Genomic DNA, 22,056 nt, shown 5'->3' with positions numbered 1-22,056 from the left:
GTCAGATCACCATCCACTTCCGGGGTTGCCACGAGCAGGTGATGGTGGACCGGCCCACGATCTGCGCCAAGGAGTTGGTCGAGGTCGATGCGTGGGATGCGCCGGTCCAGGCGAAGATGCCGCTGGTCAGGGAGTCGGGGTTGTCGCCGTCGAAGTAGTCGCCCGTGTACTCGCCAGGAATGACCGCCCAGTGGGCCAGGTCGAAGTAGCCGTCCGTGTCGGTCGGCGCGTCGTTCGGCAGGGCGCAGTACAGCCCGATGTCACTGGCGGCCGAGCCGTCAGTCTCTGCGGTGAAGGTGACCCGCACGTCCTTCCACTCCGACCCCACGTTGGTCACGACGACCTCGCCCATGAGCCTGTTGCCGTATCTCGGGTCGCAGAGCAGGGCCGAGACGTTCCCCGTCCCCCAGCCGCCCGAGCGGCGCATCCGCATCAGCAGGGTGTACTTCTGGCCTGCCACGATCTCGGTCCGCGACAGCGCGGTGGACCGGGCGACCCGGTAATCCACCCTCGGGATGCCGGGAAGCGTCCGCCAGCGGCCGTACCGGGAGCCAGCAGAGCCCTCGGCGTAGCCGTGCATCATGTAGGACTTGTCGACCGAGGTCGCCTGCCCGGTCGCCATCGGTGCCAGCCGCTCCGAGGTGGAGGCGTACGCCGTCCCCGTCCAGCGGTAGGTGTAGATCCCGCTCGGCGACCAGGAGCCGTCGAAGTAGGACTCCATCGTCGCGGCCTTCTCGATCAGGATGGCGTCGAAGTAGGCCACGTCGCCAGCCACGGCCGGGACCGCGACGGTCGAGTAGCAGGTCACGGTGACGTAGCTCGTGTTGGCCGGGGCCAGGCCGCCGTAACCGCCGACGCGGGTCCAGGTGTTCGCCGGCACCCGAACCGCCGAGCCGTAGGCGGTGGACAGCTTGGCGTTCGCCGCGTCCTTGAACTCGACGCCGATCCTGAAGTCCCGCTCGACCGGCGAGTAGACGTACATCGAGCCGTACACCGGATCACCCGCCGCCACAGCGCCGGGCAGCGTGTTGCCGTACCCGCCGAAGTCGGCGGTCGACCCGCTGGCGGTGACCTTGTACGAGGAGCTGCCGTACTGCCCCCGGTCGGTGGAGCGCAACCCGGTGGTGCCGCCGTAGAACCCCCAGTACTGGCCGTCGTTGGTGAGGCTCGGGTTGGGGTGCAGGTTGATGCGGGTGACCGCCGTGCCGGAAACGCTCTCGAACCGGGGGTTGGTGACCAGGTTCGTCCAGATCGGGCCGCCCTTCGCCCCGAGCGTGCCGGACGACGTGTCCTCCAGCATGGCCTGGGCGGTGGTCGTGCCCGGCGGGATGCTCCACAGCCGGGGAGCCGAGGCCATCTGCGAGTAGCGGTTGGCCCCGGTCCCGTCCTTCACTGTGCCGGCCTTGGTGTCGATGATCAGCTTCTCGTCCGGTGCGAGGGTGCCGGTCCACAGGAACGACTCGCCCGTCGCGGACGTGGCCCGGAAGTTCTTGCCGGGACCGTTGACCTCCCAGACGGGGTAGGTCGTGGCGTCGCCCCGGTTCTCCAGGGTGATCGCGCCGATCGCCTGGGACGAGGAGATCTGCAACTTGGCCAGGCCGTTGAGCAGGCCGCGTCCGCCACCGGAGTTCTCGATGACCTTGCGGCTCGCTTCACTGTAGGTCCAGAACGGGTCGCCCGCCCTCAGTGTCAGGATCACATCGAGTTCGCGTTCACCGATGGTGTCCTCGCCGTAGACAAAGCCACCACCTCCCATCCGGCGCACCTTGGTGTACCAGCTCGACCCGTCATCCTCGACCAGTCGCAGCGTGCACTCGCCGGCCAGCATGATCGCCAGCCGGGACACCAGTGCTTGCAGCTCCTGACGGTTGTCGGCCAGCAGGTGCAGCGGGAGGTCGATGTCCCGGGGCAGCACACGCTGACCCCGGAACAGAGCGCCGTCTCCCGCGCCCTCCAGCCACTGGGTAGAGACGGCCGGAAGGCCCAGGCCCGCGAGACCTCGCGTAGCCTGGACCCCCTTGCCCTTCATCAGGATGTCGTTGAGATCGAAGACATCCGTGGAGGACTCCAGTTGAAGCCTCACCAGCCCACCATCCTTGCTCGGCCAGCCGCCAGGAACAGGTCTTCCTCGGAGTCGAGGGACGAGCCGGTGGCCGCGTAGTAGTTGAGAACCTTCTGGACCACGCCGTCGGTGGCAGTGCCGTCGAGAGCGCCGGCCAGGCGGGCGGACATCCCGGAGTTGACGCCAGGGATGGCGAACTCGGTGCCGGCAACGTCCTTGGTCAGCCCCCGCAGGGACTTGCGGACATCGCCGTACCGGGACTCAAGGCCCTCGATGAAGCCGTCGATGATCATCTTGCCGGCGGGGGTGAGGAGCACCTTGTCGTACGACTCGGGGCCCTTCCAGTCCTTGATCCACTCGGTCAGACCCGAGAGCGTGGACTTGACCAGATCGAAGCCACTCCTGAGACCGGCGATCAGACCGTCGATGATCTTCTTGCCGATGTCCTTGAGCAGCCCCAGCGGGTCCTTGAACGCCTTGGTCATCAGCGAGACGACCTCGTTGAACTTGTCCCTCACCGTCTTGGTGATGTTCTTGCCCATGTCGACGAAGAAGTCCTTGACCGCCTTCAGGCCGGACATCGTCTTGTCCTTCGCGCCCCGCAGGCCGTCATCGAAGAACTTGACGACCGACTTGAATGCGTTGGACACACCTTCGGTGACGGACTTCCAGGTGTCCTTGAACCACTTGCCGATAGCCTTCAGCGCGGTGGAGATGAGCTGAACCCATTCGTCGAAACTCTTCTGGGCAAAGCTCTTGAGGCCGGCGATGAAGTCGGTGAAGAACTTCTTCACCGCGTTCCAGCCAGCCGTCCAGCCAGCACTGACGCCCTTGAACAGGCCCTTGATCGCGGTGCCGCCGAACCAGGCGATAATCACCTCGAAGATGCCGACGATGCCGTTCCAGAGGGACGAGAAGATCTGCTTGATGCCGTCCCACATCCGGCCCCAGTCGCCGGTGAACAGACCGGCGAAGGTGTTCCAGATGCCCATGACAATGCCGACGACCGCCTCGAAGACTCGGGCGATACCGTCGATAGCCATGATCAGGATGTCGATGATCAGGCCGGCGACGAACACGATCACCGGGGCGAGGAAGTTCAGCAGCCAACCGACCACCACGCCGATGGCGGTGATGACGGGCTGGAGCGCTGCGACGAGCTTCTTGACCGCCTCGATCAGCGGGCCCATGTTCTCTTCGATGATCTGCTTGATGATCTTCAGAAGCGGCGGGAGGATCTGCTGGTACATCGCCATGAACGTCTTGACCAGTGGAGCGATGGCCACGACCAGCTCGCTGAACAGAGTGCCGATCAGTTGCAGGATCGGCGCGAGCTGCTCGGTGAGGATCGGGGCGAACTTGGTCATCTGATCGAAGACCGGCTGTAGCGCCGGCATGATCTTCTGGAACGCCGCGAGCAGGGTTCCGCCGAGAACTCCGGCGAGGGTGTTGATCGACGGCAGGAGAGCCGTGAACAGACCCGCCAGGGGCGGCAGGATCGTCGAGATCAGCGGGCCGAGGTTCGCGGCGAGGGTGCCGATGATCGTGCCGAGCCCACCGAGCACCGGGGCCAGAGACTGGATCGCCGGGTCGAGCGCGATGATGCCGCGCATCAGCCCGTCCATCATCATGGACAGCCCGTTCGCGATGGCCGGGTTGTTCAGCGCCGTGGCGACGCTGGAGACCAGGTGACCGATCGCCGTGCCGGCCGACTGCAACGGTCCACCGATGATGTTGGGCAGGTTCGCGAACAGGGCCATGAGTGCAGGCCCACCGATCGAGGTGATCTGGCTCATCGCGCTGTTGATCGTGGCGAAGAACGATGCCAGCCCACCCTGGAAGGCGGGGTCCTTGGCTGCGTCGGCGACGCTCTTGAGGGACGCCGCCATGCCGGTGATGCCGCCGGCTCCACCGCCCATCGCGGCCTGGCCGATGCTGAGGAAGATCGAGCCGATCGACCAGAGGGCCGACCCGAGCGCGCCCAGGTTGGTGAGCGCGGTGTCGATCCACTCCTGAAGCGAGCCGTCAGCCTTGGCGTCGGTGAGGAACCCGGAGAACTTGTCGGTGATGTCGACGAACCACTGCGCGAGCTTGGGCAGGTAAGCCGAGCCGACCTCGCCGAGGATCTTGACGATGTTGGCCAGGGAGTCGGTCGACCCGCCCGCGATCACGATCGCCTCGTTGAGGTTGGCGAACATGCCGGTGACCACGTCACCGCCGAGCGCGCCCTTGAACGAGTCGGCGAGCTTGCCGAAGAACTCGCCCATCGAAGTGGAGACCAGCTTCAGCCCCGCCGAGAACTGCGGCAGGAGCGCGTGGACCAGCTCGTTGATCGGCTCCTTGGCCTTGGCCCAGAAGTTGCTCGACATCTGGTCGGCCAGCTCGGAGAGGTGCTGCTTGATGTCAGGCAGGACCGTGTTGAAGTCCTTGAATGCCACGACGAGCACGCCGAGGCCGATCGCCATCCCGGCGAAGAGGCCGGGGAGGAGAAGGGCTGCCGGCCCGATCTGCGCCAGCGAGACGGCCAGTGCAGCGAGGCTGGCGATCGACTGGATCGCCGCGCCACCGATGCCCATGATGGCGAGGGAGATCCCGCCGATGACGGGGACCGCCTTGTCGAGGTTCATCAGGGTGTTGGCGAACTTCTCGAACAGGCTGTTGACAACCCGGATGCCGGACAGGCCGGCGATTGCGCCGGCAAGCGCCTCCGCGTTGACCTTCGGGAAGATCTCGACGAACCGGTTCCGGGCCAGCAGCGCCAGGGTGGCGGCGGCCTTGATCAGGAACGGCTGCGAGATCTCCGGCTTGATCTTCGCCTTGAGGTCGTCGATCTTGTCCTGGAGGTCTTCGATCTCGCGCTCGACCTTGGCCTTCGCCCGTGCGTCGATCTCGGGGGTGATCTTCGCCTTGAGGTCTTCCATCTGGTCGAGGAGGCCCTCGATCTCACGCATGGTCTTGGCGACGGACTTCTTGTCGAGCTTGGTGTTCACCGGGATGTCGGCGAGCGCCTTCTCGATCCGGTCGCGCACGAACTTCGCGGCGACCTTGTCCATCTCGGCCTTCACGACCGCCTTGACCCGGAGCTGCTGCTCCAGCATGGCCTTGGTCTTCAGCAGGGAGCTGAGGTTCGGCTCGACCTCGACCGTGCTGACCGGCTGGAGCCTTTCGATCTCGGCCTCGATCTGCGCGAGGGCCTTCTTGATCGAGGCGTCGTTCGGCTGCACGTCGATCTTGATGGGGGCCGCCTTGAGGACGGCCTTGAGTCCGGCGATCTTCTTTTCGAGTTCATCCTTGTTGAGCGTGACCGGGATGACGATCTCGTCGAGCTTCTCCATCTCGCGCTCAAGCTGCTTGATCCCAGCCAGCACCGAGTCGTGGTTGTCCATGTTGACTCGGATGTTGATGTCGCCGAGGGTGCCCTGGATCTCCTTCTGGAGCTTCTTGGCTTCGGCCTTCGCCAGAGACTCGTCAACCTTGGGGATGACCTTGGCCTCGACCTTGAGCGACTTCGAGATCGTCTCAAGCGCCTCCTGCGCCTCCCGACGAAACTTGCTCGTGTCGGGCATCACCTTGACACTGACGCGCCCGATGATCGTCCCGGTCTCTGCCATGCCTACCTCCGCTGGAACTTGCGATAGATGTCAGCGACCGAGACAGGCTTCTTCTGCTTGTCGGACCCGGTCGCCTCCGGCTTCGACTTGGGGCGGGGGTACTCCGGGAACTTCGGAGTCTTGCCCTTCGCCCAGTTGCCGGTCGCCCGGGTGTTGGTGTTGATCGCGTCGAACAGGTCGGCGAGCAGGAGTCGGTCCTGCCCCCAGCCGAAGTGGTCCCTGCCGCCCGACGCGAGAGCGACAGTCAGGGAGGTGTCAGGCAGCCTCTGCGCGTACGCCAGGACAAGCGCAGGGGAAGGGCCGCGCCCCTCGATCACGTCCACCAGGTCGACGCCGTAGTGGAACTTGAGATCGGGCAGCAGCCCCTCCCCGTACTCGTCGATCAGACGCGCGAGGCTCAGGCTTCCCCCGCCTGGGTGCCCTTCACGTAGCCCTCGAAGATGGTGGCCAGCACCGCCAGGTCGTCGCCGACCTCCTTGAGCAGCGCCTTGGCCTGGGCCGGCGTCTCGGCGACCAGGTTGAGGGCCTCCTTGAGCAGGGCCTCCTGGTCCGCGTCGTCGGCACCGAGCTTCTCCTGGGTGGCCATCAGGGCGTCGCGGTTCTTCTTGGGCATGCGCAGCGGGTTGAGCAGGCGGACGTTCAGCTCGCCGAGGGAGATGTCGAAGGAGCCGTACTTCGCGTTGGCGGCGGCACGGATGTCATCGAGAGTCATGGCGTTGGACATGGGGTTGCGGACCTCCAGGAGTGGGTGTGAATGTGGGGGCGCGGACCAGGGGTAGGGGGAACCCCCGGCTACAGAGAGGTCCGCGTCATCTGTAGCCGGGGGTGGATCACAGGATCACATCAGGTCAGCCGACCGGGGGCTCCACGACCTCGCCCAGCGGGGTGATCGCGTAGGTCCAGGCGTTGGTGTTGTAGGCCATCGGCTTCACGCCGAGCGGCAGGCCGGCGAGCGACTCGGTGTCGCTCATCTCCAGGTCGTCGCTGCGGTAGATCTCGGCCTTGGGCGCGTAGATCGCGAAGTGGTTCTCGCCATCGACGAAGATCGCGAGGAACGCGCAGGACGTGGGGATCGGGTCAGCCGGCACACCGATGGTGCCGTCCGGCAGCTCGGGGGCGTTCGAGCCGAAGTACAGCTTGAGCCCGGCCTTGTCGAACTGCTGGAGGGTGAAGGCCAGCGTCTCGGTGCGGGCCGAGTACTTCGTCCGCAGCGACTTGTTCTGGAGCGTGCCGATGACGGTCGCCTCGCCACCCTCGGACGTGATGCCGAAGATGTCTTCCAGGCTGGTGTGGCCGACGTTCTCCCACGGGGTGCCCGGGGCGAGCAGGTCGGTCGGCATCGGGGTGCCGACAGGTGCAGTGAGGTAGTTACCGTTACCGATAACAAGGGTAGCGGCGTCGTTCACAGCCACGAGTAGATCTCCTTCGATCAGGTGAGCGGGAAGGGTTGAGTACGGGATTTGCGGATCTCGACGTTGAACAACGTCTCGTATCGCGACACGCCCGTCGGGAGGTCGGCGTACTGCACTGGCCCCGTTGCCGTGGCCCAGTCCGTAGCTCGCCTGGGGGCAGAAGTCATGTCGACGTACGTCAGGTGGCCGCGACCCGGCACGACCTTGTGGTCCAGCCAGGCGTTGCGCAGGACGACCCGGACCGCCTCGCCCAGCAGGGCGGCGTCCTCGTCACCGTTCGGGTCCTCGCAGAAGGTGTGCACCGCGATGTCGGCCACGTCCGTGAAGCGAGTGTCGCCGCCCCAGCTCCCAAACTGGGGCTGCCTGCGAACCAGCACCAGGGGGAAGGTCTGATCGAAGCCGACCAGAGTCTTGACCTGCACGCCGGGTAGGCCCTCCCGCAGGATGGGGAGGAGCAGATCCTCCACGGGGGACAGTTCGACCAGAGCCTTGATCTCATCGGGAAGTCCGGCCATCAGCCTCGCCCCCTCTTCTTGCGCTTCTTGGTCTTGAGGAACTTGCCGTTGGCACCGCGTTGCGGCCGGCGGCGCACCTGACGCTTGAGCTTCTTGCGGCGCTTCGGCAGGTTCGTGGCGTTGGCCAGGATGAACAGCCCGTCCATCGCGCCCCACACCTCGCCGGTGTCCGGGTCGATGTAGCCGGCGCGGCCGAACTCGATCGACGCCGCCGTGTTCTTGGGCTCGCTGTCACCCCGCGCCTTGCCGTCGGTGTTGTCGGCGAGGATCAGGTAGCGGTCGACGTGGCCCTCAGCGGTCTCGATCTTGGCGTTGCCCTCCTGGTGATGGCGGACCAGATCGGCGGAGGCGATGGCCTCCATCTCGAACAGCAGGTCATCCATGAAGCTCTGGACGAAGTCGTTCTTCGCGACTCGCCGCTCCAGGTTCTTGTAGAGGACGACGCTCATGGGCGCTCGCGCAGGTCGATCGACCAGTGCCGGGTGCGCCGGGTGCCGTGGTGGTAGGCCGGCGGCGTGACGACATCCCAGACCGCGCCGTGCAGCTCGACCCGGGACCACAGGCTCACGCCCTCCAGGTCGGCCGAGCAGCCGATGCGGATGACGTTGATCTGCTGCTGGCCGGGCAGCTCGGCGCGGGCCGACCGCTGGGGGATGCTCCAGACCCGCACCTCGTGCGGTCCGTCAACGTCCGCCATGACCAGCTCGTTGCCCCGGTTGTCGGTGACGACCTCGGTCTTCCAGATCCTCGCGGTCATGCCGCGCCTACGCTGGAGGCTCACCAGGGGCTCTCATCAGAGAAGTACTGGATCGGCTCGTTGCTGCCCTCATCGGGCACCAGGCCGACCGGGCGCTTGCGCTGCGGACCCCACGCCGAGATGGGCGCGGAGTAGATGCCGGGCTTGCCGCCGGCCAGGGCTCGCAGCATGCCCTGCTCGTCCTTGGTGAAGTGCACGGTGCCGGCGTCCCTGCCGGTCGCGTCACTCCAGCCGATCGTCTCGTCACCCGCACGGGACTGCGTGTAGCCCTGCGGGTTGTCCATGTACCGCTTGCACGCCCGCAGAACCAGGGTCCGCACCATGCGCGGGGCGGTCGCCGGCTCCCAGACCTTGCCGTAGTGGCAAGCCAGGTCCGAGGCGTCCTCCAGGGCGCTCTCTGCGATCCGCTCCTCGTCAGCGTCAAGGGTCCAGTCGAGACGGTTCTTCAGTTCGTCAAGCGTGGCGAACACCGCCATGCCGCACTCCTTCACACGAGGGTGAAGCGGGGCCACCCCGAAGGATGACCCCGCTCACAGGATCACACGAGATCAGGCACCCTTGGCGATGCCGGTGATGTTCGCCAGCTCGGCGTCGTACGCCGGGGTGAACTTGGCGTTCTCGCCAACGCGGCCGGCGACCGGGTCCGGCAGGGAGTCGGTGCCGTTGAGGTCCAGCTTGATCGCCCGGACGAAGTGGTTCTCGTCCGAGACGAACGGCTTGTTGGCACCGTCGCGACCCACCAGCGGGTCGTCCACGTAGCGGAAGCCCTTGTAGGTGTTGAAGATCGACCGGTCCTGGAACCGGGTCGAGTCGTAGTCGCGAATCCAGCGGATCGCCACGCCGTTGTGGCTGGCGGTCGCGCCGAACGGGACCGACTGCGGGACCGACGGAGCGCCGGTCACGAAGATGTACGCCGAGTCGACCATCGCGATGGCGGTGTCGGCCGGCAGCTCGCGGGCCACGACGAAGTCGAAGCCGAACCGGCGACCGATGGTGGCCTCCCGCAGAGCGGAGACGGCCTCGGCCTCACCGACGTTGGAGGCGAGGTTGAGCTTCTCGTCCTCCAGCAGCGCGGCCTCCCAGCCGGTGCCGATCAGCATGACCCGGCGGCCAGCCGGGACGCGCAGGTCGGTCATGACCTGCCGGGCGCGGATGAGGCCCGTCTTGAGCGCGGTGTCGGCGACGCCGAGGGTGACCTCGAACGGCGCGGCCAGCGCAGCGTCGGTGGCCTCGTACTCCAGGCCCCGGCCGATCGCCTCGGTCTGCTTGGTCGCGAGCTTGGCCCAGCCCGGCAGGTCCAGGTCGTTCTGCTCGTCGGTCAGCTTGACGGCCGAGTAGATGTCGCCACCGAACTTGACGGCAACCTTCCGCTCGGTGTACTCGTCGAACTGAACCTCGGCGTCCGGCTCGTTCCGGTCTCGCCGCCAGCCGTAGCTCTTGTACGGCAGGACGCCCTCAACGGTGACGTTGATGGTGTCGTCCTTCGCACCCTTGAACTGGTCGATGCCCTCGCGCCGGAACACGGCCGGAACGATGAGCTGCTCCTCCAGAGCAACCGCCGCAGTCGCGACGATCTTCTCCGGCTTGACTACGTCGTGCGGGGTACGTGCAGCCACAGTGTCTGCCCTCCTGGGCGTGAAGAAGCCCCGAGCTGTGGAACTCGGGGCTTCGGGGTGATGGGAGTCAGTAGCGGGAAGCTCGCGCCCGGCGCGCTTCCTTCACGGGGTCGAACGGCTCGTCCTCGTCGGACGGGTCCAGACCACCCCGCAGGTCCGCCGGGGCGGGAGAGACCGCGTACTTCTGGAGCGCCTTGGCGTCTGCCTCAAGCTCCTCAGCGGTCGCACCTTGCAGGCGCGCAGCGAGGTCGTCGGGCAGGCTGAACTTGCGCGCGACATCGCTGACCAGGAGCTGGCGTTCCAGCTTCTGGTTGGTCTCCCGCAGCTCCTTGGTCGCGACCTCGAACTCCTCCACGGTCTTCGCAGCGGAGAGCTTGGCCTCGGCCTCACGGAGGCGAGTGCGGTAGTTGGCTGCCTCGGCGTTCGCCTTGGTCAGCCGTTCGCGAGCCCACTTGGGAAGCTCGTCAGTGCCGTCCTTGTCGCCCTGGTCTTCACCCTCGGGGGTCTCGGGGGTCTCGTCCGGCTTGTCGGCCGGCGGGGTCTCCACGGGCTCCGGGGTCTCGACCGGGGTCTCGGGGGTCTCAGGTACGTCGGGCACTGCTTGCCTCCTGGGCTCGGGGTTGACTCGCCTCCTGGGCGAGACGTTCTTGTTCGAGGCGGATGAAGCGCCGCCACGCGCTGAGTGCGGCCTTGCCGGACAAGCCCTTCGTGACCGTCGGCCACTCCTTGGCGTACTTCCGGTTCAGGTCGTAGAGGGGGGAGTTGAACTGCGTGTCGGAGTACACGGGCTCCGCGACGCAGTGACAGTTGTCGTGGTACTTGTCGCCGTCGCTGTACTCGGCGGACGCCTTCGACTTGTAGAGGTCGCCCTTGCGCACCAGGCCGCGACTGATCAACATCGCGCACCAGCCGCAGGGGGTGCCGGTCTGGGACACGCGCACGTAGCCGATGACCCGCTTGTCGCGGGCGGCGTAGTTCCACACGGTGCCGCGCCCGCCGTCCATCGCGATCCGCTCGGCAGCAGATGCCTGGCGGGAGCCGGCCGCTTTGTGGGCGTCTTGCCGGGCAGCGTCGACCTCCTTGGCGGGAGCGTCGGTGTCGAGCTGGCTGACCTTGTCTTCGAGGTTCTTCGGCCCCAGGGCTTCGAGAACGATCCGGGCCTCCTGCTCGGCGAGCCGCGCCAGGCGGTTCTCCTCGGCAGCAGAGTTGCCGTCGACCTTCTCGACCGGGATGCGGTCCTCGTTGAAGCTGTCATCCTGCCCGCCCTGCGCGTCGTCTGCGCCCGTGGACGGGGCGTCCGTAGTCGTGGATGGGGTCGAACGCTCACCGCCCTCCTGGGGCTTCTGAGCAGGCTCGCCGGCCAGTTCCGCGAACTCGTCGCGCAGCATGGCGAGGGTGACGTACCGGGGTGCCGGCTCCCTGGGGTCCGCGATGGTCCTGCCAGTGCGGAGAGCCCGGACGAGCCGGTAGTACGCCATCGCCAGTGCGCGGGCCTGACCCCGTCGGGTCATGACCAGTCGGACAGCTTCGGACAACCAGCGACCAGCAGTCGCGGCGGTCGCGGTGGGGGGCACGCCGGCCCAGATCTTGATGGCGTCCTCGATGGTCGCCGCACCGATCTGAGTCAGCGCCACCTGGTAGGCGACCGAGGTCTTGTCGGCCTCGGCCGCCCTCTGCTCAGGGGTCACGTAACAACCACCTCCTCATCGGGGGTGGCCGGGATGTCGGTGACGCGGTCGGGGCTCGACCGGCGCAGCGCCTGAGAGAGCGCCAGGTCGGCGTTCTCCTCCTCGTGCAGCCGGCCCCACTCGTCCAGCTCGGACTTGGTGACATCCGGGACTCGCGGCCACAGGCCACGCTTCGGGATGCCCAGCGACTCGGCCAGCTTGCCCAGGCCATCAGCGGACTGCGCGAGCGACTTCATCTCCATGTCCCGCCAGATGACCTCGACCTCGTAGTCGTCCAGCGAGGCGGCGTCCAGCTCGCCCTCCAGCTCGGTGGCCAGCCGGTCCACCCGCTCCCAGGACTCACCGAAGCTGGTGCGGAACTCGTCGACCATGCGGGACAGCGCGGTCTCGGCGGCGAGTAGAGCCTCGGCCGAGAGGTTTGCAATTTGTCCCAACAGGTGATGCGGCGGCGTCTGCGAGATGGCGGACAGGTGCCGGATGCTCATGTCGATGGAGTCGATGAACCCGCCCAGCGAGGTCTCGTCCAGGGAGCCGAACTTGACGTTCTCGTCCTCGGCGAACAGGAACCGCTTGGCGTTGTGGTTGATTGGCAGCGGCTTGGGGTTGCCGCTCGCGTCGAGGATCGGCTCGCCAGTCTCCGGGTCACGCTCCAGCGGGGGAGCCATCCCGGTCACCCAACGCACCTTCGTCGATGCATAGGTCTGCGTCAGGAGCAAGTCGAAGACGGTCTGGTTGATCCGATTTTGCAGTGGGATCATGGGCTCGACGACGCCGACGGTCCGACCCTCCAGGTCGACGTAGGCGACGAACCGGGTGACCGGGCACTCGCTCGCACCGTGCCGCTTGCCGGCCCCGACCTGGATGCCCTTCTCGTCGGTGTACGACTTGAAGGAGACCTCGTACTCGTAGGTGCCGTCCCACAGCGTCGCCTTGCCCGGGGTCTCCGAGGCCGGCTTGCGGGCCACGGTCAACGCGGCGTACGGGGTGTCGTCGTTGGCCGGGTCCTCGAACAGGGCAGCGGTCCGCAGGGCCGACAGGCCCCGGGTACGCACGCCCCGCTTCGTCTTCTCGGTGACGGTGAAGCTATGGCCGTAGGTCACCGCGCCCCGGTGTACGGGGATCTGGCGGGCGCTCATCCGCGACCGGTTCCAGTGCTTCCAGCCGGCGCTCTCGTCGTTCGTGTTGTCCTCGCCAGGCCGGCGGAACGCATCCACGTACAGCGCCTGGGTGGGGGTCTTGACCAGCAGGGGCATCCAGTTGGAGATCGCCCGCTTGGCCAGCATCTTGTACTCGGAGTCCGAGTTCTCGGGCATGTACGGGTCGTCGTGCTTGCCCTGCACGTAGTCGTCGATGCGCTTGAGGCGGTCGGCGTCCTTCTCCAGGATGGCCAGAAGCTGCTTGGCGAGCTGGCGGGGGGAGAGCTGTTCGCTCACAGGATCACACTCCTCACAGCCAGTAGGACCGTCCGGTCTTCGGCTTCGTCTTCCGACCGCGAGTCCGCAGGTCGTACAGGGCTTCGTGCGCCAGCATCAGCGCGGCGTAGGCGTCGATCTTGCGGTTCTCGTCGCCCTTGCGGAACGAGACGCCGTACGGGGTGTTGTGCCGGTGGGCGTTCAGCAGGTGCCGGCGCAGCGTCAGGTCACCGTCGTGGAACAGCTTGCCGTCGAAGATCGACGACATCAGCCGCTCGTGCGCCTGGACGCTGCGCTTCTGTGAACCACGCATGTCCCAGCCGATGACCGACTTCTCGGACGCCTTCACGCCCAGGCCCTCGCCGTAGGTCTCCGACCACTCGGTGATGTAGGACTCCCACAGCGCAACGTCGGCGTAGAAGCCGCGCACGTTGAACAGACGGAACGCCTCGTGCACCTGGCTGTCGACCGCCTGGCGGGGAACTTCCCAGTTCTCGCCCTGCGGGCCGTCCGGCTTCTCCCACACGCCCAGCACGAAGGCCGTCATGTCGGAGACCCGGATGCAGACCAGCGCGGTCGCGTCGTCCGTCTTGCCGCCATCGAAGCCCATGACGATCTCGTCGCCCGGCTTGAGGACCGCGTCCTCACGCTCCAGGGGCTTCCACTGCTCGTAGCCGTAGAGGGCGTCCTCGTCGGCGACAACCTGGTTGAGCCACATGCGCCGCGACCGGGCCACCGAGATGGTGGTGGTCTGGATCGACTGGATGATGCCGGCGACCTTGAGCCAGACGGCGTCACCCCGGATCTTCGGGATGACGATCTCCAGCGCCTCGGGCGTCAGCGGGGTCTTCGGGTGCGCCTCGATGCTGTCGTACAGGAAGCCGACATCGACCGCTTTGCCTTCGAGGATCTTCTCGTAGGAGACGCGCATCTTCTCGGCCACGGAGTCCTCGCCGGGCAGGAAGGCGTTGGTGATCGCCAGGTACCGGGAGTCCTGCTTCGTGGCGTTGCCGTCGATGGTCTCGAACATGAGCTGGCCGTTGTTGCCCTTGACCCAGTGCTGCGTCTCATTCATCAGCGTGAATGTTGTGCGCTTGCCTTCGAGCGCCCGATAACTGGATGTAACGGCCTCAAGACGGCATCTGCCGCGATTCGCTCGAATCAGGACAGCGCCGTCCTTGATGGCGTACGTCTGCTTGAAGTGGTCCGACATCAGCGACGGGATCAGCGACATGGTGTTCGTCGTCTGCGCCTGGTTGACGGCGGTGACCTGGACCCACGCACGCGGGTGAGGCTTGCCGAGCGGGCTGCCCTTGCCCCAACTGTCGAACCGCGACGGGCCGCACAGCTCGATCAGGCACATGACCGCCAGCAGCGGGTCCTTGCCCCACCCCTTGAGGCGCTGCAACACGCCCGTGCGGTAGATGAACCGACCATCGCGGTCCACCGCGTACCACCACAGGATGAAGCGGAGCTGCTCCGGGGTGAACTTCCAGGGGCCGCCGTCCTCAGCGAGGAGGTACTCGGCGCACCAGCCGGCGATCTGCCACCCAAGGGTGTGCTGCGGTAGTAGCCATGAGCCATCGTCGCGGGTCTGCCACGTCGGGCCCAGGTAGGTCGGTTCGAGCAGTTGAAGCTCGGCCTCCGTCATCGGAGGCGGCGGTGTCGCCACGGTCATCGCTCACCTCCCCGTGGAGGGCATCCCTCCGGTCGCGGGAGGTGGTCAGGTCAGGGTCAGTCGGCGTTGCCCGGAGCCGGTCCATCCACTCGACGAGCTGGTGCTCCTCGGGGGTCAGCGGGCAGTTCCTTCGGGGGCACCGCTTGCGGCGGCGAAACCAGCTCACAGCGAGAGGATCTCGGTCGGCGGGTCAGGCAACGGCGCGAGAGTGCTCACCGAGCGGTAGTTCTTGTTGACCGTGCCGACCCAGCCGACGGACCCGATCGCCATGAAGGCTTCCAGGATCGCGGTGTCCAGCTCCTCGACGGGCGGGAAGCCGTTCGCGGCGTCACCCTCGATCCGCACGGTGATGCGCAGGTGGCCGTTCGAGACCGGCCGCTCAGCCACCCCGACGATGTCGACGAGGGCGGGCTCACTGATCTGCTCTATCGGCACAGCGGCCTCCTCACATCAAGCCCAGCTCGCGCTTGTACTGCTCGATCGCGTCGTCCGAGGCGGACGGGCCATCCTCGACGGGCTCGTACAGCTCGATGCGGACACGCCGGCGGTCGCCCTCGGCGACGAGCAGACGCTCGAACGCGGAGTAGATCGTCTGGAGCATCTGGCCGCTGCGCTTCGTCGACTGCTTGTAGTGGCTCAAGTCCTCGCAGAGCGAGTAGGCGAACGCCCAGTCAGAGTTCTGGTAGAAGTCCGCCTGGCCGCTGGTCTTCAGCGACTCCCACAGCTTCAGCGCGATGGGGTGCCAGGAGCGGTCGGCGTTCGGGATCTTGACCGGGCGAGCCTCGCCCTTGGTCACCGGGACGATCTCCTTGCCCTTGCGCTCACGCGGCCGGGCGAGGTTGTCCTCGCGCTCAGGTACGGGACCAGGCATGGAGATCACCTCCTCGGTGGGTGGCACGCCCGGAGGGAGTCGAACCCCCTGGCATCGGTGTTGGAGACCGTGCCGCGACCACTCGCTCGAACGCTTGCGCCCCGGGGCGTTGACCCCAGGGCGACCGGGTGGATCAGTGAAGGTTGCGCTTGCCGATTACGGCCTCGGCAGCAGCCTGGGCCTCGGCCTCGGTGGCATGCAGACTGAGGGTGGCCGCACTGCCGTAGCCAACCTGCCAGGCCGAGCCCGAGCCAGTGACCTGTAGCTGGTTGACGTACTCAAGGTTGAGGGCGCACTCGCCGTTGTAGGTGGACAGCACGAACTGCTTCTGGTTCTTCACCAGCGCCGCCAGGGCGGCCTTGGCGGTCGCCAGGTCGACGTGCTCGGACACCCCCGCCCCGTTGCCACTGAAGGGGTAGTCCTGCTCTGCCAGGATCGCCCTCGGGCTGAAGCCGCTGCCGATGCGCAAGCAGGCCACTCGGTCGAGGTTGATCCACTTGTTGGTACTACCGGGGACGGTGCAGCGAACCCACACGGGCGCTCTCCTCATCTTCTTCGTCGATATCTTCGTCAGGCTCAGGCAGCGCAAAGCCGATCGGGCCGCCCGACAGGGTGACGCGCTCCTCGGGCTCGTGCTCCTCGTGCGGGCCGAAGCCAACCTCGAACAGGTGGCCGGCGACCAGGAGCTGGAACGCGAGCCTCACCAGATCTGCCAGACGATGTGCGGGATGAACCAGGCCACGAACGCGACCAGGGCGGCGATGAAGCCGAACGCGCCAGCCGTGCGCCACTTGCCCTTGCGGATGCCCAGCCAGTTGCGGGTGTTCTCGCTCAGAGTGTCGCCGGTCTTCCGGTTCGCCAGGCCGATGCCCTCCAGCACCGCGAACGACACGGCGACCAGGACCAGCCAGACCGACCAGATGAAGGCCCAGCGACTGCGGTACGGCTTGTCAGCCACTGCGACCTCCAGGGTGTGTAGGTGAAGTCGAAGGCCCCTGTCCCGGAGAGAGGGGGACAGGACAGGGGCCAGGGGAGGGGGCGCGGGTAGCGGGCGCGCTCAACCTCCCCGCGCTCAACAAGGTGTGATGCCTTGGAGCGCGGTGTCAGAGGAGGCCCGGGTGGGCCTCGGTGCGGGTGAACTTCTTCGCGGTGCGTCGGATCGCCGCCGTGCGGGCAGCCGCCCCCTCCGCGCCGCTCTTCTTCTTGTGGTGCCAGTCGCAGATCGCCTGGAGGTTGGATTCCCGGTGATCGTCGTTGTTGACGATGTGATCGACATCCACAGCAGGCTCAGTGCAACGTTGTCCGTGAGGGTTGCGGATCTTGCAGCGGTAGCTGTCACGCCGCAGGATGCGCTTGCGGATCTTGTCCCAGTCAGGGGGGAGCCGGAGCCGCCGGTCTGATCCTTCCCAGCCTGGCATCGACGACTCCCCCCGTCCTGGTGGTTGATGGTCCCGACCGCGTACGCCCGGAGACATGCGGACCCAGGACCCAGTCATGGGGAACAGGATCAACTGGAGAGCTGGTGACCAGGTCTTCGTCTGTGACCGCGTCAGCGGTCCCACCTGGTAACCTGGTGAACTTGTGAGCAGGTGATCGTCAGTGGGCGCTTCGCGCCCCACTCGCTTCCCTGGTTCTCAGCTTCCCAGTTTTACTGTTCTACTTATAAGACGGGTTCAGACCCGAGTTCTGTCGGGACTTGTGCCTCGGGTCACACCATCACATCAGGGCAGCGGCGAAGCCGGGCGGCGGCGAGAAGATGAGACCCCCGGAGGGGGTCATCACCAGGAAGACCTGAGCGGCGGCGATGGGATGGGGCCCCGGACGGGGCCAACCCCTGGATCGACGGCGAACCCGGCGATGGGCACAACCGGCGAATGGCTGCCCGTCGATGGCTCACTCTGCGCAGCCGGAAAACCAGGGGCACCGCCCTCCAGGCCCACGGCGACCTGCGCGTCAGCTCTCTGCCGGCGCTGGGCACCCTCCTCCTCGTCGACCCTGGAACCGTGGCGCGATCTCAGGCGGTAAGACACAGCGGTGCGGCGGTCCGGGCCAGGGGGGATCGACCCCCCTCTATACTTACGCATTCGCATACGTCTGCGACGCATTCCCATGTATCAATAAAAGTATTCAGATGTATCGACGAATCCATGCGAATGCGTCTATGAAGACGGGCATCGAATCAGGCTGTGACCGGGCTCACACGTGTCCCACTATGCCCGGATTGCGCAACCGTACGGGCGTACTGAGAAGCCCTCAGATGGCCGTAGAGCGACGAACGGGCACGGGTGAGGGGTAGGACAAGGGTCAACGACGAGGGTAGTTGACGGCCGTCAATGTCCGAACGGGGGTTGTGGAATCGGGCCGCGTGTGGTTCGATCGCGCGCCGCATGCGCCGCAACGTGGGTAGGGACAGCCGACGGAAGGGCGCCAGGTGAGCATCCCGTCACTCTGTGTCGACTCATCCTTTCGGCCAGCCCAGACCAGCCGAACGGGGGTGCACAGCGTGTGATCCTGTTCCGTAGTGTTTGGGATGTCAGGCAGGGCAGCGCAAGCGGCCCGGCCGGACGGGGAGGGACCCAGGTTGACATGCTCCGGCGGGTCGGCTACGGTTCAACTCAGCGCCGGTCAACGGGGCACGGGCCGCAGGCTCATCGCATAGGCGGTGACCAAAACGGGGCCCGGAACACAAGTTGACAAGCGCGAGGGAAGCCGGTAAGGTTCTCCTCAACACAGCAACACAGCACGGCGCAGGTACTGGCCGGGCGGGTCGGCGACGCGGATGCGGGTCGGCTCGTCGGGAGCCAGGTACTGCTGAACAACTCAACAGTGACAGGAAAAGGTCTGGCGTGGGTAGGCATCTCTATCGCTGCGCTTCGTGGCCAGGTGATCCGTCGGATGGCGCTCTCCCTGGCACAACCTGAGACCGAACAGACGCACTTGTGGGTGCGCTCATCGGTACTGCGAACGGATAGGGCTCTGTGCAAGAGGCGTCAGACTGCCGGGACGGGTGTGGACCTATCCCTTGTGTACACCCATAGACCACGAGCACAGCAGGTGGTCCGGCCGGTGCGAGTCCGGTGATGGGTACGGCGTCAAGTGAGCAGGTGTGAACTTGACATGACTGACTGATCGTGTACGCTGGACTCAGCAACACACCGAACGGAAGGCAGTGACATGGGACGCAAGGCAGCGACCGACCCCCGCGAGCGGATGGTGGAGGTCGGCGGAGACTACGACCGCATGGTGTCCAACATCCTCGGGTGGTACTACCGGGCGTCGGACGCTGAGATTGTGGAGGGGCAGGCGTGGTACGGGGTGGCCGGGGACCTGGCCGACGAGCTGGCCGTGGCCGGCGGATTCTCTCGGGAGCACGGCGCGGCGATCATCTCGCACCTGTCTCCGCAGACTGACTGGGACCGCAACATGTCCGGGGCGCGAGAGTTTGTCGCCACGGGTGGCGAGACCGCATTCGGGATCATGGGTGCCAGCATTGCCCGTGCCAACGTGGCGATGCGGTCCGACGCCCCCCTCGCGACATTCGGGGATGGCGGGCCGAAGACTCGCCGATTTGCCCACAACATCCTGGGCGACCGCGACGGGGTGACCGTCGACATCTGGGCCGCTCGGGCGGCGTTCGGGGACATGTTCGCCGTCAAGGCGGACACGGTGCTCGGATGGGCGAACATCTATGCGATCACCGAAGGCGCATACAAGGAGGTTGCGGCGCAGGTGGGCGAGACTCCGGCCGACCTCCAGGCGATTGTGTGGGTGACCATCCGCAACGCCGACGACGCTGCCAAGCAGGCTGCCCGGGAAGCCAAGGAGGCTGCCAAGGCTGCACGCCGCCGCGTCAAGGTGACTGCGTGAGAGTGTGAACTTTGGCCCCCGGTCTGACCCGGGCAGCGTGGGTTCGCGACCCACCGGGGGCACGTAACCGAACCAACCGACACACAGGAGTGATCGACATGAGTGGACGTACAGCCGTGGTACTGGGCTACGTGATCGACGACGCCCGGGAGGAGCTGGCCGAATTGATGGGCCTGACTATCGACCCGTGGTCCCTGACTGACGGCCAGGTCGTCGAGCTGATGGAGGACTACCACCCGGGTGGGTGGGCGACCTTCCTGCGGGAGAGTGCCGTCTGATCGTCCGCCCCCGGTCTGACCCGGGCAGCGTGGGTTCGCGACCCACCGGGGGCACGCACTGCCAGCCACTACAGGGGGAGATCCCATGAAGACCATCACCGTGACCGATGAGCAGTACGCCTACCTGGTGAACGCCGTGCAGATCGCCCTGGTGCAGGCCCAGGGCAACACCGAGGCGTGCGAGCGGGACGCCGTGTGGTTCCGCCACCGTGGCGAGGAGCGCGCCGCTGAGACCAGCGAGAAGTTCCGGGAGCTGTCGCAGGACACGCAGACCCAGTACGCCGGGCTGCTCGCGGTGGTCAAGTTCGCCGGGCTGTGATCCTGGGGCGGCTTGACGGAACACAGCATCACATGTAGAGTCAGACTCAACAACACAACGCAGGGAGCGTGAGCAGGTATGTGGTACGGACGGACTCGCGAGGTACTGGACATCGCCGCCGAGCTGGCGGGCAACCCGGACGGGTGCACCGTAGTGCCGGGTGAGGGGCAGCGCCTGCCGGCCGCCGGCTACGTGGTCGGGCAGCGGGGGATCTCCGGTGAGCTGGGCGTCATCGACATCGCCGAATGGGTGGAGCGTGAGCTGCCCCGGGTGATCGGGCAGCGCGAGTACTTCGGTGCCTGGACGGATCGCGAGACCGGGGTGATCTACCTGGACGTGGTCAAGATCTTCTCTGAGTTCGTGCCGGCCTGCCGCGACGCCGACAAGCGCGGGGAGCTGGCCATCTGGGACCTGGCCGGGCAGCGGGAGATCCGCGCCGCCGAGTACGCCCCGCAGTACCGACTGGTTCTCTGACCAGATGTGACCCTGAGTCTGTGCGCCCACCGTGAGGGGTGGTGAGGGTTCGCGACCCGGCGCAGACACGCAAGACCAACCATCACCTACCCAAAGGGGCAGACATGACCGCCGCGATCGAGACCATGACCCACCTCGTCACCCTGCCTGGCACGTACTGCGGGTTCCCGGCGCAGTGGACGGTGCACCACGTCACCGACGGCAACCCGGCGCGTGACTACTACCAGGTGAACGTGTCCAGCGACGCGCTGGTCGCTGGGGTGGCGCTGTTCGGCACCACGTCCGACGAGTGGGCGGTGGCCGGCTGGCTGATCGGGCACGACTGCTCGCCTCGTACCTGCGACTACTGCGACCAGCCCGGCACCCACAAGGTGATCGACGCCACCGACGAGGTGCTGTGCCGGCGCTGCCTGGTCGACCACACCGACGGCCCGCTGCGTGACTACGCCCGGCACATGAGCGAGCACCAGCGCGCGGCCCTGCTGGTCGCCGAGCTGACGCGCTGATCCACCCGCCCACCCCCTGCTCCACCCATCGAAGGAGATAGCTATGCGAATCAAGACTGCCGACGCTGCCGGGTTCATCGCCAACCTGGTGCCATTCAAGGCGGGCAACCTGCGAGGCGAGGCTGTCGCGGTCCTGTCGGCCCCGCCCACCACGAGCGGCCTGCCTGCCGAGTACGCCGCCCGCCTGCGTGAGGCGCAGATCGAGCGGACCCAGCGGTACCTGGCGGGCGCTGGCCGGGACGCCGTGCAGGACGCCCCCCGCTACATCGTGAGCAGCTACGGCCTGCCGGTCGCCTGGGTGACCCTGGCCGGCGAGGTGGTGGTGCCCCCGGTGACGCATACCGGGACCATCGCCCGGCACCAGCGGATCGCGCGGGCCGCGCTGGTCCCCATCCCCTGATCCGTCCGCCTGCACGCCGGCCAGCCGGCGAGGGTTCGCGACCCGGTGCAGGCACGCAAGAGCACCACCCCACCTGATCCGAGGAGAGACCGAGACATGAGCATGCGACTGGCCCAGGCCCTGCTGTCCGACGACCCGGCCGAGCGTGACCGCTACCTCAACGAGGAGACCCTGCGCCACGCGGTCAGCCGCGCCATCTTCTGCGCCGTCACCCAGCGGGTGCTCGACGTGCGTGACGCGGTGCTGTTCACCGTCACCAACAACGGGTCGACCGGCTCGATCACCATGACCGGCGCTGCCTGGGACAGCATGTCCGAGGGTGTCCTGGCCAAGGCCGCCGAGCTGGGTGCCGTGACCGAGGTGATCGACGGACGCGCCCTGTGATCTACGACATCGAGGTGGATGTGGCGGTCGCGAGGCCGCCCACCCCCGCCAACACCCGCACCGTCTACCTGCGCATCGCAGTGGACGGGGAGCCCGGATTCACCGCCGACAACGAGGCGCTGCTGACCGCTGCGCTGATGGCCTACGGCAGCCGGACGGTACCGATGCCGCTGGCTACCCGCATCACCAACCTTGAGCTGTGAGGG

The 22,056-nt window shown here is 66.7% G+C and carries 28 protein-coding genes; 8 read left to right on the top strand and 20 right to left on the bottom strand.

Annotated elements, in window-relative coordinates:
* Position 1: 1 nt before the first annotated feature.
* The 20 genes from ACFOYX_RS10910 to ACFOYX_RS10815 all read right to left on the bottom strand — a co-directional run bounded on the left by ACFOYX_RS10910 (position 2) and on the right by ACFOYX_RS10815 (position 17,040).
* On the bottom strand, positions 2-2,083 hold the full coding sequence (locus ACFOYX_RS10910) for a hypothetical protein (protein WP_377533950.1): 2,082 nt from the start codon (positions 2,081-2,083) through the stop codon (positions 2-4).
* Positions 2,080-5,673 carry a hypothetical protein gene (locus ACFOYX_RS10905; RefSeq protein WP_377533949.1) on the bottom strand — a complete coding sequence of 1,198 codons (3,594 nt, stop codon included), beginning with the start codon at positions 5,671-5,673 and terminating at the stop codon, positions 2,080-2,082. The genes ACFOYX_RS10910 and ACFOYX_RS10905 overlap by 4 nt, the downstream gene beginning before the upstream one ends.
* A 2-nt stretch (positions 5,674-5,675) precedes the next feature.
* Entirely contained in the window at positions 5,676-5,996 is a 321-nt protein-coding gene (locus ACFOYX_RS10900; RefSeq protein WP_377533948.1) for a hypothetical protein, read from the bottom strand.
* A gap of 74 nt (positions 5,997-6,070) precedes the next feature.
* On the bottom strand, positions 6,071-6,397 hold the full coding sequence (locus ACFOYX_RS10895) for a phage tail assembly protein (RefSeq protein WP_377533947.1): 327 nt from the start codon (positions 6,395-6,397) through the stop codon (positions 6,071-6,073).
* Between the two features lie 124 nt (positions 6,398-6,521).
* Positions 6,522-7,085, bottom strand: coding sequence for a hypothetical protein (locus ACFOYX_RS10890; RefSeq protein ID WP_377533946.1), 564 nt, complete (start codon positions 7,083-7,085; stop codon positions 6,522-6,524).
* Positions 7,086-7,102: 17 nt separating this feature from the next.
* The gene (locus tag ACFOYX_RS10885; RefSeq protein ID WP_377533945.1) at positions 7,103-7,600 is read right to left on the bottom strand and encodes a hypothetical protein; all 498 of its coding nucleotides are present in this window, start codon (positions 7,598-7,600) and stop codon (positions 7,103-7,105) included.
* Positions 7,600-8,049, bottom strand: a complete 450-nt coding sequence (locus ACFOYX_RS10880) for a hypothetical protein (RefSeq protein WP_377533944.1) — start codon at positions 8,047-8,049, stop codon at positions 7,600-7,602. Before ACFOYX_RS10880 ends, ACFOYX_RS10885 begins: the two co-directional genes overlap by 1 nt.
* Positions 8,046-8,357: a phage head-tail adapter protein gene (locus ACFOYX_RS10875; RefSeq protein WP_377533943.1), complete on the bottom strand. Its 312-nt coding sequence runs from the start codon at positions 8,355-8,357 to the stop codon at positions 8,046-8,048. The genes ACFOYX_RS10880 and ACFOYX_RS10875 overlap by 4 nt, the downstream gene beginning before the upstream one ends.
* 20 nt (positions 8,358-8,377) lie before the next feature.
* Positions 8,378-8,833 (bottom strand): hypothetical protein, encoded by a 456-nt coding sequence (locus tag ACFOYX_RS10870; protein WP_377533942.1) that lies wholly within the window; start codon positions 8,831-8,833, stop codon positions 8,378-8,380.
* A gap of 72 nt (positions 8,834-8,905) precedes the next feature.
* Positions 8,906-9,973, bottom strand: coding sequence for a hypothetical protein (locus ACFOYX_RS10865; protein WP_377533941.1), 1,068 nt, complete (start codon positions 9,971-9,973; stop codon positions 8,906-8,908).
* A 67-nt stretch (positions 9,974-10,040) separates the two neighbouring features.
* Positions 10,041-10,571, bottom strand: a complete 531-nt coding sequence (locus ACFOYX_RS10860; protein ID WP_377533940.1) for a hypothetical protein — start codon at positions 10,569-10,571, stop codon at positions 10,041-10,043.
* A complete protein-coding gene (locus ACFOYX_RS10855) occupies positions 10,555-11,661 on the bottom strand; it encodes a hypothetical protein (RefSeq protein WP_377533939.1) in 1,107 nt (368 codons plus the stop codon). The genes ACFOYX_RS10860 and ACFOYX_RS10855 overlap by 17 nt, the downstream gene beginning before the upstream one ends.
* Entirely contained in the window at positions 11,658-13,094 is a 1,437-nt protein-coding gene (locus tag ACFOYX_RS10850; RefSeq protein ID WP_377533938.1) for a phage portal protein, read from the bottom strand. The genes ACFOYX_RS10855 and ACFOYX_RS10850 overlap by 4 nt, the downstream gene beginning before the upstream one ends.
* A gap of 13 nt (positions 13,095-13,107) precedes the next feature.
* Positions 13,108-14,751 carry a terminase gene (locus tag ACFOYX_RS10845; protein WP_377533937.1) on the bottom strand — a complete coding sequence of 548 codons (1,644 nt, stop codon included), beginning with the start codon at positions 14,749-14,751 and terminating at the stop codon, positions 13,108-13,110.
* A gap of 162 nt (positions 14,752-14,913) precedes the next feature.
* Positions 14,914-15,186 (bottom strand): hypothetical protein, encoded by a 273-nt coding sequence (locus ACFOYX_RS10840; protein WP_377533936.1) that lies wholly within the window; start codon positions 15,184-15,186, stop codon positions 14,914-14,916.
* A 10-nt stretch (positions 15,187-15,196) separates the two neighbouring features.
* Positions 15,197-15,622, bottom strand: a complete 426-nt coding sequence (locus ACFOYX_RS10835) for a hypothetical protein (RefSeq protein WP_377533935.1) — start codon at positions 15,620-15,622, stop codon at positions 15,197-15,199.
* 133 nt (positions 15,623-15,755) lie between these two features.
* Positions 15,756-16,157 (bottom strand): hypothetical protein, encoded by a 402-nt coding sequence (locus ACFOYX_RS10830; RefSeq protein ID WP_377533934.1) that lies wholly within the window; start codon positions 16,155-16,157, stop codon positions 15,756-15,758.
* Positions 16,129-16,326 (bottom strand): hypothetical protein, encoded by a 198-nt coding sequence (locus ACFOYX_RS10825; RefSeq protein WP_377533933.1) that lies wholly within the window; start codon positions 16,324-16,326, stop codon positions 16,129-16,131. Before ACFOYX_RS10825 ends, ACFOYX_RS10830 begins: the two co-directional genes overlap by 29 nt.
* Positions 16,323-16,580 carry a hypothetical protein gene (locus ACFOYX_RS10820; RefSeq protein ID WP_377533932.1) on the bottom strand — a complete coding sequence of 86 codons (258 nt, stop codon included), beginning with the start codon at positions 16,578-16,580 and terminating at the stop codon, positions 16,323-16,325. Before ACFOYX_RS10820 ends, ACFOYX_RS10825 begins: the two co-directional genes overlap by 4 nt.
* 145 nt (positions 16,581-16,725) lie before the next feature.
* Entirely contained in the window at positions 16,726-17,040 is a 315-nt protein-coding gene (locus ACFOYX_RS10815; protein ID WP_377533931.1) for an HNH endonuclease, read from the bottom strand.
* Positions 17,041-18,796: 1,756 nt separating this feature from the next.
* Here ACFOYX_RS10815 and ACFOYX_RS10810 point away from each other — a divergent pair.
* The 8 genes from ACFOYX_RS10810 to ACFOYX_RS10775 all read left to right on the top strand — a co-directional run bounded on the left by ACFOYX_RS10810 (position 18,797) and on the right by ACFOYX_RS10775 (position 22,053).
* Positions 18,797-19,489, top strand: a complete 693-nt coding sequence (locus ACFOYX_RS10810) for a hypothetical protein (protein WP_377533930.1) — start codon at positions 18,797-18,799, stop codon at positions 19,487-19,489.
* Positions 19,490-19,587: 98 nt separating this feature from the next.
* Complete coding sequence (locus tag ACFOYX_RS10805; protein WP_377533929.1) at positions 19,588-19,767, top strand: hypothetical protein; 180 nt, start codon at positions 19,588-19,590, stop codon at positions 19,765-19,767.
* Between the two features lie 85 nt (positions 19,768-19,852).
* A complete protein-coding gene (locus ACFOYX_RS10800) occupies positions 19,853-20,086 on the top strand; it encodes a hypothetical protein (protein WP_377533928.1) in 234 nt (77 codons plus the stop codon).
* A 78-nt stretch (positions 20,087-20,164) separates the two neighbouring features.
* Entirely contained in the window at positions 20,165-20,560 is a 396-nt protein-coding gene (locus ACFOYX_RS10795) for a hypothetical protein (protein WP_377533927.1), read from the top strand.
* Between the two features lie 104 nt (positions 20,561-20,664).
* A complete protein-coding gene (locus tag ACFOYX_RS10790; RefSeq protein ID WP_377533926.1) occupies positions 20,665-21,066 on the top strand; it encodes a hypothetical protein in 402 nt (133 codons plus the stop codon).
* Between the two features lie 43 nt (positions 21,067-21,109).
* The gene (locus ACFOYX_RS10785) at positions 21,110-21,466 is read left to right on the top strand and encodes a hypothetical protein (protein WP_377533925.1); all 357 of its coding nucleotides are present in this window, start codon (positions 21,110-21,112) and stop codon (positions 21,464-21,466) included.
* Positions 21,467-21,562: 96 nt separating this feature from the next.
* Positions 21,563-21,850: a hypothetical protein gene (locus ACFOYX_RS10780; protein WP_377533924.1), complete on the top strand. Its 288-nt coding sequence runs from the start codon at positions 21,563-21,565 to the stop codon at positions 21,848-21,850.
* On the top strand, positions 21,847-22,053 hold the full coding sequence (locus ACFOYX_RS10775; protein WP_377533923.1) for a hypothetical protein: 207 nt from the start codon (positions 21,847-21,849) through the stop codon (positions 22,051-22,053). The genes ACFOYX_RS10780 and ACFOYX_RS10775 overlap by 4 nt, the downstream gene beginning before the upstream one ends.
* Positions 22,054-22,056: the final 3 nt, after the last annotated feature.

The sequence above is a fragment of the Micromonospora sp. GCM10011541 genome (assembly GCF_042650725.1).
Classification (GTDB): Bacteria; Actinomycetota; Actinomycetes; order Mycobacteriales; family Micromonosporaceae; genus Micromonospora; species Micromonospora sicca.
Note: the sequence above shows the minus strand (reverse complement) of the source record. Positions and strands in the feature narration are given on the sequence as shown.